A 15,748-nucleotide genomic window follows, 5' to 3' on the forward strand; every position below is an offset into this window, starting at 1 on the left:
GACAAACCATGAATCCCCTTCCCGAGGACCTGCAGCTGCCGAGTGGCTGGGTCTGCAAGCGAGCGTGCGCGGACGAGCTCGTCCTCGGTCGGTGTGCGGATGGGTTCGAGGTCGTCGCGACGCGAACCAGCGACGCCGACCGGCTGCCGTTCGAGCCGTCGCGCGGGTGGGACCTGTCGTGTCGGATCCGGGCGGGCGAGTCCGTGAACCGGCGGTCCATCGGTCGGGTGTCGACCCAGCGCGCGGCGCTTACGGCGCTGCGCTCGTGCATGGAACGCGTGACGGAACTCGCCGATGCCCGCTCGGCGGACGAGCTCAGCCTCGCGGTCGTGGTGCAGGACATCCACAACCGGTGTGAGATCCCGTCGATGACGCACGACCGCGCGGTCAGCGGGTAGCCCCGGTCACCCGATCGTCGCCAGCCGGTTGAGCGCGTAGACGATACGGAGCACCTCGGCGGCGCTCCCGCGGTCGAAGACGAGTTCGTCGGTTCGGATGACGTAATCGAGCACCGCGCGAGAGGCGTGTTCGGGCGCGGCGGCGAGACCGCTGTCGCCGACCCACTCCATCACCCGGAGGTCGGACTTCGAATCGCCCATCACGAGCGGGAAGGCGTCGTCGATACCGAGCACGTCGAAGGCCGCCTCGACGCCGACGACCTTGTTGAGTTCGAGACTGCCGATCTCGGCGGCGTCGGCCTCGTAGTAGGCGACGTCGATGCGCTCGAAGGTGTCCGTGACCGCTGACGGAACCTCCTGGACGTCGAGGTCGGGGAGGGCGTCGCGGGCTTCGAGCACGCCCCGGATCTCGGGGTCCGCATCGGCGTAGAACCCGCGGGCCCAGTCTGTTCCGGCTCCGTCCGCCGCGGTATCGGTACGGTCGGCGACGACCTCGCCGAGGAGGTCGAGGAGGTGACACAGCGCGGTGTCGATGACCTCGGCTGCCGGGTCGCTACCGACCTCGGCGTTCGGCTTGAGGGTGACGTTGAACTCGTTGCCCTGGAGGTGACAGCCCTGGCGGATCGCCTCGGGCGCGTCGGGCAGCACGCGCGAGCGGATCCGGTAGAAGACGTCCTGGATCTCCTCGTCGAGGTCCTCATAGAGGAGTTCCTTCGTTCGGGGGCCGTGTCCGGGCGTGAACGCGCCGGTGCCGGCCTCGTAGACGATACTGACGTTTCCCGAGTGGACGAGTTCGCTGCCGAGGCCCTGGATCGTGAAGCCCTTGACGTTCTCTAAGGTCTGTCCCGTGCAGATAACGATCGGAACGCCCGCCTCGTGGAACTCGGTGAGGTAGTGGAGGGTCTCCCTCGGGATCTCGTTGTCCGTGCTGCCCGCCGAACGAAGGGTCTCGTCGACGTCGAGCACGAGGACGTTCACCCGACGGCCGTGTTCGGTACAGAGGTCGAGCGCGGTGAACGCCTCCTCGCGGGTGGCGTGGGCGGCGACGTCGGCGAGGGTCTCGCCGGCCTCGAAGGCGTCCCGGATCTCGTCCTTTCGGTCCGTGAGTTCGGCGTCGATCGTCTGGTAGTGGGAGAGCGCGACCCGCGAGTCCACCGGTGGGAAGACGTCGACGAAACGCTGGTGGTCCCGGAGCGCGTCGGCGTCGAACTCGTCGTAGAGCTCGTAGAGGAGGTCGTAGCGGTCCATAGCTGCAGAACAATCCCCGTGGTGAAATACTGTCGGCCGGGCTCGATGTCGAGTCGGGTGGGTGGAGGCTGGGCGCACGGTAGCGGTCGGCGTGTGCGGCTGGAGGCGGTGCGGTTGCGGTAGGGTTGCGGTGGCGGTACGGTTGCGGTAGCGGACGGTTGGCGCGCGCTCGCGGTCGTGCGCGAACGGACGTGAGCGCGCGACCGTTGACATTGCGCGAGGGATGAACGAAACGAGCGAAGCGAGTGAAGTGAATCGGTTGGGGAGGCGTGTGGACGATGGGGAGCGGTAGTGATGGTGGTTCTACTGCGAGCGAACGGAGTGAGCGAGCAGCCTTTTTAGTCCAGGTTTTTGCGACGAGCGGTGGCCGACCGGAGGGAGGCCACCCGAGGAGTAAAAAAGTGGGTGCGGTAGCGGTGCGGTCCCTCATTTGTAACGGGTTACTCGCGGTCGTCGCTGGTACACCGCCGTCACCAACGGATGAGGACGAGAACCCGGGGACCGGTATCGTCGTCGCCCGCACTCGAACGGTTTTTTGCCGCCGCGGCGGAACCACGGCCAATGAATCTCCTCGTCGTCGGCGCGGGCGCGATGGGACGGTGGTTCGCCGACGTCGTCGGGTCGGCGGGCACCGAGGTCGCCTTCGCCGACACCGATCCCGACGTGGCTACCGCCGCCGCCGACGCGGTCGGGGGCCGTGCCGTCGCGCTCGACACCACCGAGCGCTTCGATGGGGTCTGTCTCGCGGTACCGATCTCGGCGGTCGAAAGCGCGGTCGCGACGTTCGCGCCGCGCGCCGAGCGCGCAATGGTCGACGTCACCGGCACGATGGCGACCCCGGTCGAAGCGATGCGGACCCACGTGCCCGACCGCGAGCGGCTGAGCCTCCACCCGCTGTTCGCCCCGGGGAACGCCCCCGGCCGGATCGCCGTCGTCGACGACGCAGCGGGGCCGGTGACCGACGAGATCCGCGAAACCCTTGCCCGGGAGAACGAACCGTTCGAGACGACTCCCGACGAACACGACCGCGCGATGACCACGGTACAGGCCCGCACCCACGCCGCGGTGCTGGCCTACGCGCTCGCCGCCGACGACGTCCCGGACCGCTTTCACACGCCGATCTCCGGGCCGCTCTCCGAGCTCGCCGACCAGGTGCTCTCGGGCTCGCCGGGGGTCTACGCCGAGATACAGACGGCCTTCGACGGGACGGACGAGGTCGCCGCCGCGGCCGAACGCATCGCCGCCGCGGGTCCCGAGGAGTTCGAGGCGCTCTACCGCGAGGCGCGCGGTTCGGTGGGCGAGCGATGAGCGCCGACCAGCGCGAGCAGATCAGGGCGAACGCGAAGTACCTCCGGGAGGTTCGACCTATCGACCCCGAGGAGATCTTCGAGTACGTCGACGGCCGGCCCCACCCCGCGGTGGTTCGGGAGACGCTCCGCGACGTCGCCCCCGACCTCGGACTCGTCGAGCGGGCGGACGGCACGTTCGTTCCGGTCGCCGACGACCCGATCGCGGTCGAGTTCGACGGCGTGTCGGCGTTCCCCGACTCCCACACCCGCGAACTCGAGAACCTGCTGGTCGAGGCGTATGGATCGGGCTGGCCCGACGGCGAATCGGGCGACCGGCTTCGCGATCTGATTCGCCGGTTCAAGGAGTCCTACTTCGCGGGGCGGGCGGTCGAGTACGATACCGATACCGCGCTGGCGTACGCCATCTACCACCTCCCCGACTACTACGCCGTCGCCCAGTACGTGCTCGCCGACCTCGCGCGAGACGGACTGCTCTCCCACCACCTCCGGGTGCTCGACGTCGGTGCCGGCGTCGGCGGCCCGGCGCTCGGCCTCGCCGACCTGCTCCCCGGCGACGCGCTCTGTGAGTACCACGCGATCGAGCCGAGTCCGGCCGCCGACGTGCTCGATTCGCTGCTCGAATCCACCGGCCGGAACGTCCACCCGACGATCCACCGAACGACGGCCGAGGACTTCGAACTCGATGGCGAGTACGACCTCGTGCTGTTCGCCAACTCCCTCAGCGAACTCGACGACCCCGCGGGAACCGCCCGACGGTATCTCGATGCCCTCGCCCCCGACGGGTCGCTGGTCGGGGTCGCCCCCGCGGACCGCGAGACCTCGATCGGCCTCCGGCGGGTCGAGCGCGCGCTAGCCGACCAGGGCCCCGCGACGTGCTACGGCCCGACCGTTCGGCTCTGGCCGGGCCACGCGCCCACGGACCGCGGCTGGTCGTTCGCTGTCGAACCCGATTTCTCGGTGCCGGGCTTCCAGCGACGGCTGGCCGATGGTGCGGGTCCCGAGGCCGACCCCGACGCGTTCGTCAACGTCGACGTCCAGTTCTCCCACACGGTCCTTCGGACGGACGGGAAACGACGGGTCGAGTTCACCCCCGACCCGAACCGAGCGGCGAAGATGGCCGAGAGCGAGCGTCACGTCTCGAACCGGGTGGACTGCGTGGCGGCGAAGCTCAGTCGATCGCTGTCGACGGGCAACCCCCTCTACAAGGTCAGCGACGGCAGCGAATCCGTCGACCACTACGCGGTGGTGACCCGCGAGACCGGGCTGAATCGCGCGCTGACGACGGCCGACTACGGCGACCTCCTCGCGTTCGAGAACGCCCTCGTGCTCTGGAACGACGACGAGGAGGCCTACAACCTCGTCGTCGACGACGAAACGGTCGTCGACCGTCTGTGAGGCCCTCCCAGGGGTGTATCGTCGACCACTGGTTTCGGTGCCCGACCGACGGCGGAGCGGTCGACGGTGAGCAGGCCGGCACCGAAGGGGAAGAGGGCGACCTCCCCCGCCGCGGCGAACCAGAGCGTGACTCGGCCCCGCCGGTCGTGGGACGGAGCGGATCCGGTCTACCGCTGCCGACGTGAGCCGGCGTTACGTTCATCACGTCGGGGGTCGTAGCGTGAACAGACCCGAATGAGGCGCGAGTACTTCGACCTCCACGTCAGCAACACCGATTGGGTATCGGCCGAGGACGAGCCTCGAAAACCCACGATCGTCATCGCGTTCGAGGGCCCGCGCGAGGTGCTCGAAACCCGCCTCGCGGGAACCGACGAGGGCCTCGTCGAGGCGAGCGAGACCGACGTCAACTACCGGTTTCACGCCGACGGGCCCGCGGGCGACGGCGTGCTCTCGGTCACCAACCGCATCACGGGCGACTTCGTGCTCGAACTCAACGCGACCGCCGACGGCGTCCTCGAGTTCATCCGGGCGGCCCGGGCCTACGGCGAGCGCGCCGCCGACGGCGACGGCCGATATCAGCTCGTGGTTCGCTTCGAAGACGAGGAGCTCCTCGCCCACGAGAAGTCCACCTTCCTCGTCTACAACCACGAGGGCAACCTCGTCCGCCAGCACAGCCTCATTCCCGGCGGCGTCGAACTCTAAACCCGGTCCCCATCCTCCCAGATTAAGTAGCCCCGCCACCCGAGACTGGATATGACGCTCTTCGGTACCGCGGGTATCCGCGGTCCGGCGATATCTCGGGTGACACCCGAACTCGCGCTCGCGGTCGGCCGGGCGGCGGGGCTCGACGCCTGCACGAGGGACGACGTGGACCCGACGTTCGTCGTCGCACGCGACGGTCGCGAGACGGGGTCCGGGCTCGTGGCCGCCCTCGAAGCGGGGCTCGAAAGCGCCGGCGTAGCCGTGCGCCGTGCGGGCGTGCTCCCGACGCCAGCGCTCGCGTTCGCCTCGCGGGGACGGCGCGGCGTGATGGTCACCGCGAGCCACAACCCGCCGGCCGACAACGGCCTGAAGCTCTTTCACGACGGCCAGGAGTACGACGACGACGCCGAGGCACGCATCGAAGCCAGGGTCGAGGACGACGCTGGCCCGGTGGCGTGGGACGAGTGGGGGACGGCGGAGCGACTGTCCCCGCTCGGGGCGTATCACGAGGCGGTCGTGGACTACGCGGAGGAGTACGGCACGGCGCTCGACGGCCTCGCCGTCGTCGTCGACTGCGGCAACGGAATGGCGAGCCGAGCGACCCCCCAGGTGCTCGACGAACTCGGCGCGGACGTCACGACGTTGAACGCGAACGTCGACGGGTCGTTCCCCGCTCGTGGGTCGAAACCCACGCCCGCTACCCTCGGTGACATTCGGGCATTCCTCGCGGACGGCGACGCCGACCTCGGGTTCGCTCACGACGGCGACGCCGACCGGATCGTGGTGCTCGACGGTACCGGCGAGATCGTCCACGAGGACACAGTCGTGGCCGTGCTCGCCGAACGGTACACCCGCGCGAGCGACGCTACGGATCCGGTCGTGGTGACGACGCCGAACGCCTCCTCCCGGATCGACGACCGCGTCACCGCGGCGGGCGGGCGGGTCGAACGGGTGCGTTTGGGCGCGCTCCACGAGGGGGTCGCGGTGGCCCGCGCGGCGGGGACGGACGACACGCGAGTGGTGTTCGCGGCCGAGCCCTGGAAACACGTCCATCCCGGACACGGCCCCTGGATAGATGGCGTGGCGAGCGCCGCGGTCCTGGCGCGACTGGTTGCCGAGAGCGGTCTCGACGCCCTCCGCGAGCCTATCCAGGAACTCCCCTACCGAAAGGTGAGCGTCGACTGTCCCGACGACCGAAAGGGACCGGTGATGGAGCAGCTCGCGACGACCCTCCCGGACGAGTTCCCCGATAGCGAGGTCTCGACCGAGCACGGAGTCCGCATCGAGCGCGACGACGGCTGGGTGCTGGTGCGTCCGAGCGGTACCGAACCGAAGGTCAGGATCTACGCCGAGAGCGAGCGGGTGGATGCGCTCATCGACCGAACCCGTCAAGTCATCGGGACCGCCATCGACCGACCGAACTCCTGAATCGGCTGATCTCGGGTTTTCTTCGAGCAAGCGTGCTCGGCGAGATAGAGGCGAATTAGGTATCGCAGTATATAGTTTATACGTCGTGAATCAGACAGGGTTCTCACAAAAGAAGCATATCCAACATATCACTTTATCTGTCGTTTCGCGGGGAAGATCATCCGAGTGAACCAAAAGTGGTCGGAAGGGAGGGAAGACGAAGGACTGTAGTGAGCGGCCGCCGTCGAAGAGATCCGGTTCGTATAGCAGGACTCGATATACTCGTTCGACACGGTTGTAGGAGGTACCCAAACAGGTGTGGTGTATCGTGCGGCCGTACGGATGTTTTCTCCTCCCCCTCGGGAGCCGCTTAGGAATGGCTCGACGGTTTCTCGCGGCCTCACGCTGGCTGACGACGAGAGGAGGTTCACGCGCGTCCAGAGCCCTTTATCGGAAGGGAATCGAAGCACTGTGGCGGTCAGCAACGCTCTCCGCCCCAGATGGCGAGGACTCCTACGGCCGTATCGCAGCGCTGAGCTGGAGGTTTCAGGGCCGCAGTTCCTGACAACTGCTGGGAGTGCAAACACCTGGTATTCCCCTCGTTCGGGCCGTCACGACGGACGAGTGGTCCTTCGATCACCTTCGGAAAGGGCGTTCGCCGAGTGTGGAGGTGTCGAAGCTCGTTCGACCATTCCGGTATAAGCATGGATATGGCGCGTTCGATGGCGTGAGATGCGTCCGCAGACAGCCGAAGTGTTGTGATTTGGGCGGCTGCGAGGCCTACGACCCGAGATTGCGCCCCCGTGTCCCCATTCTCGAAACACTTCGCGTTCTTGGCTGCAGGAAGACGCATAGCCCGTCCATACCCTACAGAACGAGGTTTCGTGCCAGTTCTTTCGCTGGATCACAGTCCGGGTGGCAGAGCAGCTCCCCTCGCTCCGGTCGCAACGAAATGGTTAGTGGGCCGTTGCGATGCTCGGTCCCGCCTCCGCTCCGAAGAGCACTCGACTCCTCGTGTGGGGGGGCCATTCGAGCGAACGCGTGCATATCGTCCTCCTTGAAAAATTCGGAAGCTGAACCGAGATGAGGGTCGAGACATCGGGAGACGACGAGCGGTCATTCGTCCCGCGCCTCCCGCCGGTCCTGTTCGATGAGGGCCTGCTGAACCTGGTGGCGAAGCGGCGCGCCGTCGATATCGTACGGGAACCCCTCGACGGTCTCCTCGACGGCGATGGCGAGGCGCATCGCCTCCTTGACCGCCTCCGAGCGCGAGCCGGCGTGGTCGGGCCCGCAGCCGAGCGTCTCGTCGAACTCCCGGAGAACGTCGTCGTCCGCGCCGATCCAGATGCCGATCGTGGTGCCGTCCGAGGCCATGTCTCGACCTGGTTCGCGGGGGACTAAACACGCGGGATATCGCTTTCGTGATGCTCGGCGGTCCGCTCGTGGTTGGGATTGTCGGGGCCGCTCTGGACTTCCCTTGGAGAGGCTCACCGCTCGCGCTACGGATCGATCCGGTCGTTCCAAGGGTTTATGACGTTCGAGACTCAGCGGGAAGTGACCACGTTGCCAGAACGAACTCGAAAACCGAGTCCGATCCTGCAAGGCTGCAAGGCTAATCTTGCAGGCCTGTTCCAGTAGACCTGCAAGGACGCGCGAAAAACGCATGACGTGAAAGGGGTAAGCGAAAACGCTCTGTGAAAATAAGAGACCTTATCCTGTGTTAGTGCCGAAGATTGATGCCGGTGGCGTGCGAGGAGTCGATCGATGGTCGACACCGAGGCGACGGTCAGGATGAAGGTTCCCTCGTACCAACGGGAGGAGTGGCGGGCGCACGCCGACGAACTCGGGATGAGCCAGAGCGAGTTCGTCAGGTCGATGGTCCAGGCCGGACGTCACGGGTTCGACCTCGATACCGAAACCGGGGAACCCCGTTCTGACGATGCGACCCCAGGGGTCGACGACCTCGAAACACGGGTCCTCGACGTTCTGGACGAGGAGTCCCGTTCGTGGGACGAGATCGTCGGAGCGCTCACCAAGGACCTCGAAGACCGGCTCGAAACCACCCTTCAGCGCCTCCAGCGCGAGGGGCGCGTCCAGTACAACGGCCGTCGGGGTGGCTACGCCGTGACCGGGACGGATGTCGACTGAGACGGTCTCGCCGGACGACCCGGTCGCGTACTTCCTCCAGAACCTCGAATATCAGGGGCGCTCCGAGCGCACCCGTGCGGCGTACGAACGTGTGCTCCGTCGATTCGAACGGTTTCTCGACGACTCGGCGGGGCGGACGCTCGCCGAAGCCGGCGAGCACGAGTGTATGGCCTGGGTGCACTCCTTGCGAACGGACCTGGCTCGGAGCACGGTGGCGACCTACGCGACGTATCTCCACCGGTTCTACACCTACATGGCCCGCGTCGGTGCCTTCGAGGCCAACCCGATGGCGCTCGTGGTCGAGGGGATGGACGAGACGATCGACAAGAACCCTCACCGACGGGATATCTCGTTGTCCGCGATGCGGGCGTTCGTCGCCGACATCCACCATCCCCTCGACCGGGCCCTCGTGGTGACGCTGCTGAAGACCGGAATGCGCGTCGGCGAGCTCTGTAACCTCGATCTACGGGACCTCACGCTGGCCGACGACGAGCTCGCCGCTCGACTCCCCCTCGGAAGTAGAGCGCTCCAGGACCGCGAAAACGCGGTCTACGTCAGAAGCGACGTCTCGAAGGGGGCTGTCGTCAACGGCGAGGAACGACGCGCCTCGAACAAACGGAAACGAGCGACCGTGGTCCCGGTCGACGGGGAACTCCGCTCGACCCTCCGGTGCTGGTTCGCCATCCGGCCGGATACGACCTCACCCGCCGAACCGCTGTTCCTCAACACCGGCCGCAAGTGGGGTGAACGCCTCACACCGGCGATGGTGGGTCGGATCGTGCGGGAACACGCCCGAGAAAACGACTGGTACCGAACGGGTGGCGGGGCGAGCGAAAACGTCACCCCCCACTACTTCCGGCATTTCTTTACGACGCACCTCCGTGACCGTACCGGCGACCGCGGCATCGTGAAGTACCTCCGCGGTGACGTCGCCAGCGACGTCATCGACACCTACACCCACGACTGGGGTGGCCGGGTTCGCGAGCGATACTTGTCAAATATTTATAAGCTATTCTGACGGTCCGGTGATACTATCACGTCTCATCTCGAACTCGTAAATCATATGCTGTTATATGAACACGGCACCTGGGAAGTGCAGGAGCCTGGTCGGACCGGTTTTCTCGATACCGAGCGCGTGTAGGCGTTCGTCGTTGGCTTGGGACGATGACCACCGAGCCGTATAGCAGTTTTTCCCGTCTCGGCCCAATGCAATTTACCGAACATTAATCAGGATCGATGCCGTCGGTTGTGGCATGACATCACTTGACGATGTTTTTATCGTGGATGCGGTGTGCCACGCGTACGACCAGACCGAGGCGAACTACCGGGTGCCCGAATATGCAGCACAGGTGGTACAGATCGGCGTCGGCTTGGAGAACGCGATGCCGGACGGTTACGCACGCACGGAGGAAACCTTTCTCAGCGACTGGGCCATCGAGAACACGGAGAACGCGCTCTTCCGTGAAAGTCAGACGGATTTCAGCGTCATCCATCCACAGTCCATTGCGGCGTTCCACGACGGCCTTACCGCGCTCGATAAAGCGATCGCCTACCAGGAACGCAACCCGTACCGTGGCGCGGCGCTCGCCAGCATCGACGCTGTTGGGACGGACGACCCCGAGGCAGAACTGACGCGTCAGGTCGACGAGTTCGACCCCCACGGCGTGAAGGTCTATCCCTCTTACTGGGAGGAGGATGGGACCCACCATCCATTCAAAATGGACGATCCCGAGACCGCGTTCCCACTCTGGGAACGCGCGAGCGACCTCGGTCTCGACGTCGTCGCCGTCCACAAGGCCCTCCCGTTCGGCGCTGCCCCGATGGACTCCTACAAGGTCGGCGACGTCGAAGAAGCCGCCAACTGCTTCCCCGAACTCAACTTCGAGATCGTCCACGGCGGATTGACGTTCGCCAAGGAGACCGGTTGGCAGATCGCCCGCCACTCGAACGTGTACGTCAACCTCGAACTCACCCTTGCGGAGGCCGTGACGACGCCGAAAACGTTCACCGAGACGTTTCAGGACCTCCTCTACGCTGGCGGGAAACACGCGGTCGACAAGATCCTCTGGGGAACCGGTGCGCCACACTTCCATCCCCAGCTCCTCCTAGAGCGATTCTGGGAGTTCGACTTCCCCGAGATGGAGAGCTTCTCCGGGAGCTTCACGATCACGGAGGACGACAAGCGGAAGATCCTCGGGGCGAACTTTGCGGAGGCGCACAACTTCGACCTCGACGAACTGAAAGACCGAGCCGCGAAGGGCGAGTCCAGCACCGGGGAGACAGTGGCCGAACCGTGGTCGACGACGGACTTCGAGGTGGCATCGTGACGACAACAGCGGCCGTCCGCGATGCGCTTCGGGGGATCGTGGACCCGTGCAGCGTGGCGACGGGGTCCAACCTCGACATCGTCGAGATGGGGCTCGTCGAATCGATCGACGTCTCCGACGGACACGCCCGGGTCGGGATGCGACTCACGACGCCCGCGTGCCACATGGGTCCGTACTTCATCAAGGAGACCAAGGAGCGCGTCGGCGCGCTTCACGATGTAGAGTCGGTATCACTCGATACCGACGGTGGCTTCGAGTGGTCCGAGGACATGATGACCGACGATGCCAAGGAACGCCGTCAGGCAGTCCTCGACGAACAGGAACGACGCTACCGCGAGGAGATCGAGGCCGAGCGTCGTTCGGTCGTTCGAGAGTAGCGACGAAGCGAGCGATCCCATCGCCCTTCTATCGAGCAGCGCTTCGCCGAGTTTCGGGCTGTCGCTGAACGAACGCTGGAGGTGTCTCAATATTTAGCGCAGGTGAGTCCATGGCGTCGCACGGCGACACGACGACCGGTTGGCGATCGCGCTCGACCGTCATCCCCTCGACCAGGTCGACCGCACCGCCCTCGACACGGATCGAGGGTTGGGACGAGTACACGGTCGTTACCACGCTGGACCCCATCCCGATTATCAAATAGAAACTCTAAAATAGCAGAACTTATTAAGAACGAATATCTTGATAACAATATAACGATGTACGAACGCACTCGACGACGGGTTCTCACGGCGAGCGGGACGGCAGCCCTCTCCGTGATGGGGCTGTCCGGCTGCGTCGGTCGAAGCAGTCCGAGCGGTAACGACAGCGCCAGCAGCACCAACAACAAGGGGGAAACCAGCCGTGCCGGCGGTGGGAGGAGTGGTGGAAAGCTCACGGTCGCCTACGTGCCGATCTACCCGAACATGCAGCACTACATCATGCAGGAGGAGGGCTACTACGACTCCCTCGCGACCGAGGTTACGGCCAAGCGTTTCTCCGACGGCCCGAGCGTGGTCAAGGCGTTCGCGAGCGACGAGGTCGACATCGCGCTGTTCGGTGTCACGCCGGCCATGGTGCTCACCGACAAGAGCAAGCAAGCCGACGTTCTGGCGGCGAACAGCCGGAACGGCTTCCGGGCGATGGCGACGAACGCGTTCGCCGACCTGTACGCGGACCGAGAGGGCGACGCGTTCGCGGCGTTCGAAAAGCAGGAGGGCCGGAAAGTGAAGTTCGGGGTCCCGCCGGACGGGAGCGTGCCGGATATCACCCTTCGTTACTGGATCGAACGGGACCTCGGTCTGGGGGAACTGGAGTCGGTCGTGGAGAAGGTGACGGTGTCCCCGGCGAAGGCCCCACGGACGATGGGGAGCGGCGGGGTCGATGCGACGATGATCCAGGAGCCGTTCGCGACGGTGATCGAAAACGAGCGGGGCTTCGGGGAGGTCGCCTGGTCGGGCGACGTCCTTCCGGGACACCCGGTCACGGTCACGTTCGTCCAGAACAGCGTTCCGAGAGACGTCGCCGAAGGGTTCGTCGAACAGCACAGCAAGGCGACGCAGTTCGTCCGGGAGAACCCGGCGAAGGCGGCTGCGGACGCCGCGGCGGTCATCGGGTCCGGTGTCAACGCTGACCTGGCCCGGAGAGCGATCGACTCGCGAGCTTCCGACTTCCTCTCGGACCCTCGCGAGGTACGAACGCAGTCCGAGGAGATGGCCGAACTCGTCGAGGAGGTCGGGAACACCGAGTCGACGGTTTCGCCGAAGCGGCTCTTCGACTTCGGCGTCTACGATGGAGTCTCGGAGCGATGAGCGTCGGAACCGGCGACGCCGACTCGGCCACGGAAAAGCGGTCGTTCCCCGATCTGAACCCAGGCCGGATCGTGAGAGGGACCCTCGGGACCGCCGGATTTCTCGTGCTCTGGTGGGTCGCGTCGTCGCTGGTCGAACCGGCGTATCTCCTCCCGAGCCCGGCGGCGGCGGCAAGCGCCTTCGTCGAGCAGCTCACGATGAGCGCGTGGTTCACCGTCCCGCTGGTCGGTACCGAGATCCGAACGTCACGCATGGTGGTGAAACTCGCTCAGACCCTGCTCCACTACGTTCCGGGGCTGCTCGTCGGTGCCTCGTCCGGTATCGCGTTCGGGATCGCCCTCGGCTGGAGCGGGCGGCTCGACGACGCGCTGACGCCGGTCGTGCGGGTCCTCCGGCCGATCCCGCCGCTGGCGTGGGTCGTGTTCGCGATCGTGTGGTTCGGGATCGGACACGCCGGGGCGGCGTTCATCGTCTTCGTCGGCGCGTTCTGGATCAACGTCTACGGGGCGTACAGCGGCGTCGAGGACACGCCGGGGCGGCTCACGGAGGTCGCGTCGAGCCTCGGGGTGCGGGCGGACCTCGGGATGATCCGTCACGTCGTGTTGCCGAGCGCCGCCCCGCAGATCCTGACGAGCTTCCGGACGAGCATCGGCCGGTGTCTGATGATCGTCGTGGGCGCGGAGCTCTTCGGGGCCCCCGGGGTCGGCTACGAGATACTCAACGCCTCGAACAACCTCGCGATGGACACCAGCGTCGCGTACATGCTGGTGATCAGCCTCGTCTATCTCGTGACCGACGGGGCGTTCCGCGGTCTCGAAGGGAGGATGCTCGCATGGCGCGAGTGAGCGACGGCGAGCCGGGACGGACCGACGACTACACAACCGACGACTGCACGACCGCCACCGAACGTGCCGACGGAGCGGACCGGGCCAACGAGACGCCGGTGGTCCTCGTCGACGGGGTGAGCAAGCGCTACGAATCCGAGCGCCAGTCGGTACAGGCGCTCGACGACGTCCGGTTCACCGTCGAGACCGGCGAGTTCGTCTGTCTCGTCGGGCCGTCGGGCTGTGGAAAGACGACCCTCCTCCGAGCGGTCGCGGGGCTCGAAACGCCGACGAACGGGGCGGTCGTGGTCGACGGCGAGCGGGTCGAGGGACCGGGAACCGACCGCGGGATGGTGTTCCAGGAGTACGGCCTGTTCCCGTGGCTCACCGTCCAGGAGAACGTCTGTTTCGGGCTCGAACGCCAGGGAATGGCGCGAGAGGCCTGTGACAACCGGTGTTACGAGATGCTCGACCTCGTCGGGCTCGACGGGTTCGCCGATGCCTACCCGAAAGAACTGAGCGGCGGCATGAAACAGCGGGTCGCCGTCGCCCGCGCGCTCGCCGTCGACCCCGAGATCCTCCTGCTGGACGAACCGTTCGGGAGCGTCGACGCGCGGACTCGCGAGCGGCTCCAGAACGAACTCCTCGATATCTGGCGAACGACCGAGAAAACGACGCTGTTCGTGACCCACGAGGTCGACGAGGCCGTCGTTCTCGGCGACCGGGTCCTCGTCATGGGTGCCGACCCCGGCCGGGTAGTGGAGACGGTCGACGTCGACCTCCCGCGACCACGCTCGCGAACGGACGAGGCGTTCGTCGCGTACACCGAACGGGTCCGCTCGCTCATCGGCGGCGGGACGACCGATCGGTTTTAACAATTCGAAGGTCTAATTTATCACATGGAAGTCGTGAGCGTCTCGATGACGGACACCCTGCTCGACCGGATCGACGGGTTCGCGGACGAACACGGGTACGCGGGTCGAAGCGAGGTGATGCGCGAAGCGGCACGGGGGCTGCTCGACGAGTTCGACGACGACCGACTCGCGGACCGTGAACTGATGAGTACGGTCTCCGCGCTGTTCGAGTACGACAGCCCCCGCGTCGAGACCCGGATGCGGCGTCTCCGACACGAGTACGACGACCTCCTCGCCTCGACCACGCACGACTGCGTCGGCGAGGAGCACGGCTGCATGGAATCGTTCGTTCTCGAAGGCGACCTCGAGGAGATCTCGTCATTCGTCAGGAAGGTTCGCGCCGTGGACGAAGCGCTGACCGTCGAGTACACCCTCCTCCCCATCGAGCCCATCGACGAGCGACCCGTCCACACCGAGTGAAGTCGTAAATCAACGATAATCGGCTTCAGACGACCGCAGACATCCTTTTCCGACCGGCTCCACAAGCAAGAGCGATGGCAATCGACACCGACCAGATAGACGGTTCGACGGCGGTCGTCACCGGTGCGTCCTCCGGGATCGGCGAAGCGACGGCCAGTGCGCTCGCCGACGAGGGGGCGAACGTCGTTCTCGCCGCACGCCGCGAGGACGAACTCGAATCGCTCGCCGACGCGATCGAAGCCGACGGCGGCCGCGCGCTCGCCGTCCCCACCGACGTCACGAACGAGGACGACCTCGACGCGCTCGTCGACGCCGCGCTGGAGACCTTCGGGACGATCGATATCCTCGTGAACAACGCCGGCGTGATGCTCCTCGAACCCGTCGAGCGCGCCGACCGCGAGAACTTCCGGCAGATGGTCGAGGTCAACCTCCTCGGGCTGATGAACCTCACCCACGCCGTCCTCCCGGTGATGCAGGACCAGGGGAGCGGCCACATCGTCAACGTCTCCTCGACGGCCGGTCGGCAGGCGAACGCGAACTCCTCGGGCTACAACGCGACGAAGTTCGGTGTCAACGGGTTCACCGAGGCGCTCCGCCAGGAGGTCACGGGGGAGGGGGTCCGCACGACGATAATCGAGCCCGGCGCGGTCGAGACCGAACTCCCGGAGCACATCCCCGACGAGGAGGTCAAAGAGCAGATGGAGGAGGGCCTGTTCGATTCGATGACACCACTCCAGAGCGAGGACATCGCGCGGGCGGTCGCCTACGCCGTGACCCAGCCCCAGCACGTCAGCATCAACGAGATGCTGGTTCGGCCGACCGACCAGCAGCGCTGACGAAGGCCATCCACACGAGCGGTAGGGAGCAC

The 15,748-nt window shown here is 66.0% G+C and carries 17 protein-coding genes; 15 read left to right on the forward strand and 2 right to left on the reverse strand.

The window, feature by feature from the left end:
- Positions 1-8: 8 nt before the first annotated feature.
- Positions 9-398, forward strand: coding sequence for a hypothetical protein (locus C447_RS10930; RefSeq protein ID WP_007693842.1), 390 nt, complete (start codon positions 9-11; stop codon positions 396-398).
- Positions 399-404: 6 nt separating this feature from the next.
- Here C447_RS10930 and C447_RS10935 read toward each other — a convergent pair whose 3' ends face one another.
- Entirely contained in the window at positions 405-1,646 is a 1,242-nt protein-coding gene (locus tag C447_RS10935) for an HAD family hydrolase (RefSeq protein ID WP_007693844.1), read from the reverse strand.
- Between the two features lie 561 nt (positions 1,647-2,207).
- Between C447_RS10935 and C447_RS10940 the strand changes: the two genes are divergently transcribed.
- Genes C447_RS10940 through C447_RS10955 form a run of 5 tightly spaced genes read left to right on the forward strand, consistent with a single transcriptional unit; the run spans position 2,208 to position 6,481 of the window.
- Positions 2,208-2,954, forward strand: coding sequence for a prephenate dehydrogenase/arogenate dehydrogenase family protein (locus C447_RS10940; RefSeq protein WP_007693846.1), 747 nt, complete (start codon positions 2,208-2,210; stop codon positions 2,952-2,954).
- Positions 2,951-4,351: a small ribosomal subunit Rsm22 family protein gene (locus tag C447_RS10945; protein ID WP_007693848.1), complete on the forward strand. Its 1,401-nt coding sequence runs from the start codon at positions 2,951-2,953 to the stop codon at positions 4,349-4,351. Before C447_RS10940 ends, C447_RS10945 begins: the two co-directional genes overlap by 4 nt.
- Positions 4,348-4,536, forward strand: a complete 189-nt coding sequence (locus tag C447_RS17185; protein WP_007693850.1) for a hypothetical protein — start codon at positions 4,348-4,350, stop codon at positions 4,534-4,536. The genes C447_RS10945 and C447_RS17185 overlap by 4 nt, the downstream gene beginning before the upstream one ends.
- A 49-nt stretch (positions 4,537-4,585) precedes the next feature.
- The gene (locus C447_RS10950) at positions 4,586-5,053 is read left to right on the forward strand and encodes a DUF5793 family protein (protein WP_007693851.1); all 468 of its coding nucleotides are present in this window, start codon (positions 4,586-4,588) and stop codon (positions 5,051-5,053) included.
- A 51-nt stretch (positions 5,054-5,104) separates the two neighbouring features.
- Entirely contained in the window at positions 5,105-6,481 is a 1,377-nt protein-coding gene (locus C447_RS10955) for a phosphohexomutase domain-containing protein (RefSeq protein ID WP_007693854.1), read from the forward strand.
- Positions 6,482-7,576: 1,095 nt separating this feature from the next.
- On the opposite strand, the gene C447_RS10960 is transcribed toward C447_RS10955, so the two are convergent.
- The gene (locus tag C447_RS10960; RefSeq protein ID WP_007693856.1) at positions 7,577-7,834 is read right to left on the reverse strand and encodes a hypothetical protein; all 258 of its coding nucleotides are present in this window, start codon (positions 7,832-7,834) and stop codon (positions 7,577-7,579) included.
- Positions 7,835-8,224: 390 nt separating this feature from the next.
- Here C447_RS10960 and C447_RS10965 point away from each other — a divergent pair, with 390 nt between their 5' ends.
- The 9 genes from C447_RS10965 (at position 8,225) to C447_RS11005 (ending at position 15,716) form a co-directional block, all read left to right on the forward strand.
- Positions 8,225-8,608, forward strand: coding sequence for a DUF5805 domain-containing protein (locus C447_RS10965; protein WP_007693858.1), 384 nt, complete (start codon positions 8,225-8,227; stop codon positions 8,606-8,608).
- Positions 8,598-9,626, forward strand: a complete 1,029-nt coding sequence (locus C447_RS10970) for a tyrosine-type recombinase/integrase (RefSeq protein ID WP_007693861.1) — start codon at positions 8,598-8,600, stop codon at positions 9,624-9,626. The genes C447_RS10965 and C447_RS10970 overlap by 11 nt, the downstream gene beginning before the upstream one ends.
- Before the next feature lie 235 nt (positions 9,627-9,861).
- On the forward strand, positions 9,862-10,935 hold the full coding sequence (locus C447_RS10975) for an amidohydrolase family protein (RefSeq protein WP_237713466.1): 1,074 nt from the start codon (positions 9,862-9,864) through the stop codon (positions 10,933-10,935).
- Positions 10,932-11,312 (forward strand): metal-sulfur cluster assembly factor, encoded by a 381-nt coding sequence (locus tag C447_RS10980; RefSeq protein WP_237713467.1) that lies wholly within the window; start codon positions 10,932-10,934, stop codon positions 11,310-11,312. The genes C447_RS10975 and C447_RS10980 overlap by 4 nt, the downstream gene beginning before the upstream one ends.
- A gap of 318 nt (positions 11,313-11,630) precedes the next feature.
- Positions 11,631-12,722, forward strand: coding sequence for an ABC transporter substrate-binding protein (locus tag C447_RS10985; RefSeq protein WP_007693868.1), 1,092 nt, complete (start codon positions 11,631-11,633; stop codon positions 12,720-12,722).
- Complete coding sequence (locus C447_RS10990) at positions 12,719-13,567, forward strand: ABC transporter permease (RefSeq protein ID WP_007693870.1); 849 nt, start codon at positions 12,719-12,721, stop codon at positions 13,565-13,567. The genes C447_RS10985 and C447_RS10990 overlap by 4 nt, the downstream gene beginning before the upstream one ends.
- Entirely contained in the window at positions 13,555-14,421 is an 867-nt protein-coding gene (locus C447_RS10995) for an ABC transporter ATP-binding protein (protein WP_007693871.1), read from the forward strand. The genes C447_RS10990 and C447_RS10995 overlap by 13 nt, the downstream gene beginning before the upstream one ends.
- Positions 14,422-14,445: 24 nt before the next feature.
- Complete coding sequence (locus tag C447_RS11000; protein ID WP_007693873.1) at positions 14,446-14,880, forward strand: CopG family ribbon-helix-helix protein; 435 nt, start codon at positions 14,446-14,448, stop codon at positions 14,878-14,880.
- Positions 14,881-14,954: 74 nt separating this feature from the next.
- Entirely contained in the window at positions 14,955-15,716 is a 762-nt protein-coding gene (locus C447_RS11005; protein WP_007693875.1) for an SDR family oxidoreductase, read from the forward strand.
- Positions 15,717-15,748: the final 32 nt, after the last annotated feature.

Origin of the sequence: Halococcus hamelinensis 100A6, from assembly GCF_000336675.1 — an archaeon.
Taxonomy (GTDB): Archaea; Halobacteriota; Halobacteria; order Halobacteriales; family Halococcaceae; genus Halococcus; species Halococcus hamelinensis.

What these genes read in the sequence shown, in the direction of transcription:
- C447_RS10965 (WP_007693858.1), top strand. Translation starts at nt 8,225, where the DNA reads ATGGTCGACACCGAGGCGACGGTCAGGATGAAGGTTCCCTCGTACCAA.
- C447_RS10945 (WP_007693848.1), top strand. Translation starts at nt 2,951, where the DNA reads ATGAGCGCCGACCAGCGCGAGCAGATCAGGGCGAACGCGAAGTACCTC.
- C447_RS10995 (WP_007693871.1), top strand. Translation starts at nt 13,555, where the DNA reads ATGGCGCGAGTGAGCGACGGCGAGCCGGGACGGACCGACGACTACACA.
- C447_RS10955 (WP_007693854.1), top strand. Translation starts at nt 5,105, where the DNA reads ATGACGCTCTTCGGTACCGCGGGTATCCGCGGTCCGGCGATATCTCGG.
- C447_RS10930 (WP_007693842.1), top strand. Translation starts at nt 9, where the DNA reads ATGAATCCCCTTCCCGAGGACCTGCAGCTGCCGAGTGGCTGGGTCTGC.
- C447_RS11000 (WP_007693873.1), top strand. Translation starts at nt 14,446, where the DNA reads ATGGAAGTCGTGAGCGTCTCGATGACGGACACCCTGCTCGACCGGATC.
- C447_RS10940 (WP_007693846.1), top strand. Translation starts at nt 2,208, where the DNA reads ATGAATCTCCTCGTCGTCGGCGCGGGCGCGATGGGACGGTGGTTCGCC.
- C447_RS11005 (WP_007693875.1), top strand. Translation starts at nt 14,955, where the DNA reads ATGGCAATCGACACCGACCAGATAGACGGTTCGACGGCGGTCGTCACC.
- C447_RS10950 (WP_007693851.1), top strand. Translation starts at nt 4,586, where the DNA reads ATGAGGCGCGAGTACTTCGACCTCCACGTCAGCAACACCGATTGGGTA.
- C447_RS10975 (WP_237713466.1), top strand. Translation starts at nt 9,862, where the DNA reads ATGACATCACTTGACGATGTTTTTATCGTGGATGCGGTGTGCCACGCG.
- C447_RS10960 (WP_007693856.1), bottom strand. Translation starts at nt 7,834, where the DNA reads ATGGCCTCGGACGGCACCACGATCGGCATCTGGATCGGCGCGGACGAC.
- C447_RS10935 (WP_007693844.1), bottom strand. Translation starts at nt 1,646, where the DNA reads ATGGACCGCTACGACCTCCTCTACGAGCTCTACGACGAGTTCGACGCC.
- C447_RS10985 (WP_007693868.1), top strand. Translation starts at nt 11,631, where the DNA reads ATGTACGAACGCACTCGACGACGGGTTCTCACGGCGAGCGGGACGGCA.
- C447_RS10990 (WP_007693870.1), top strand. Translation starts at nt 12,719, where the DNA reads ATGAGCGTCGGAACCGGCGACGCCGACTCGGCCACGGAAAAGCGGTCG.
- C447_RS10970 (WP_007693861.1), top strand. Translation starts at nt 8,598, where the DNA reads ATGTCGACTGAGACGGTCTCGCCGGACGACCCGGTCGCGTACTTCCTC.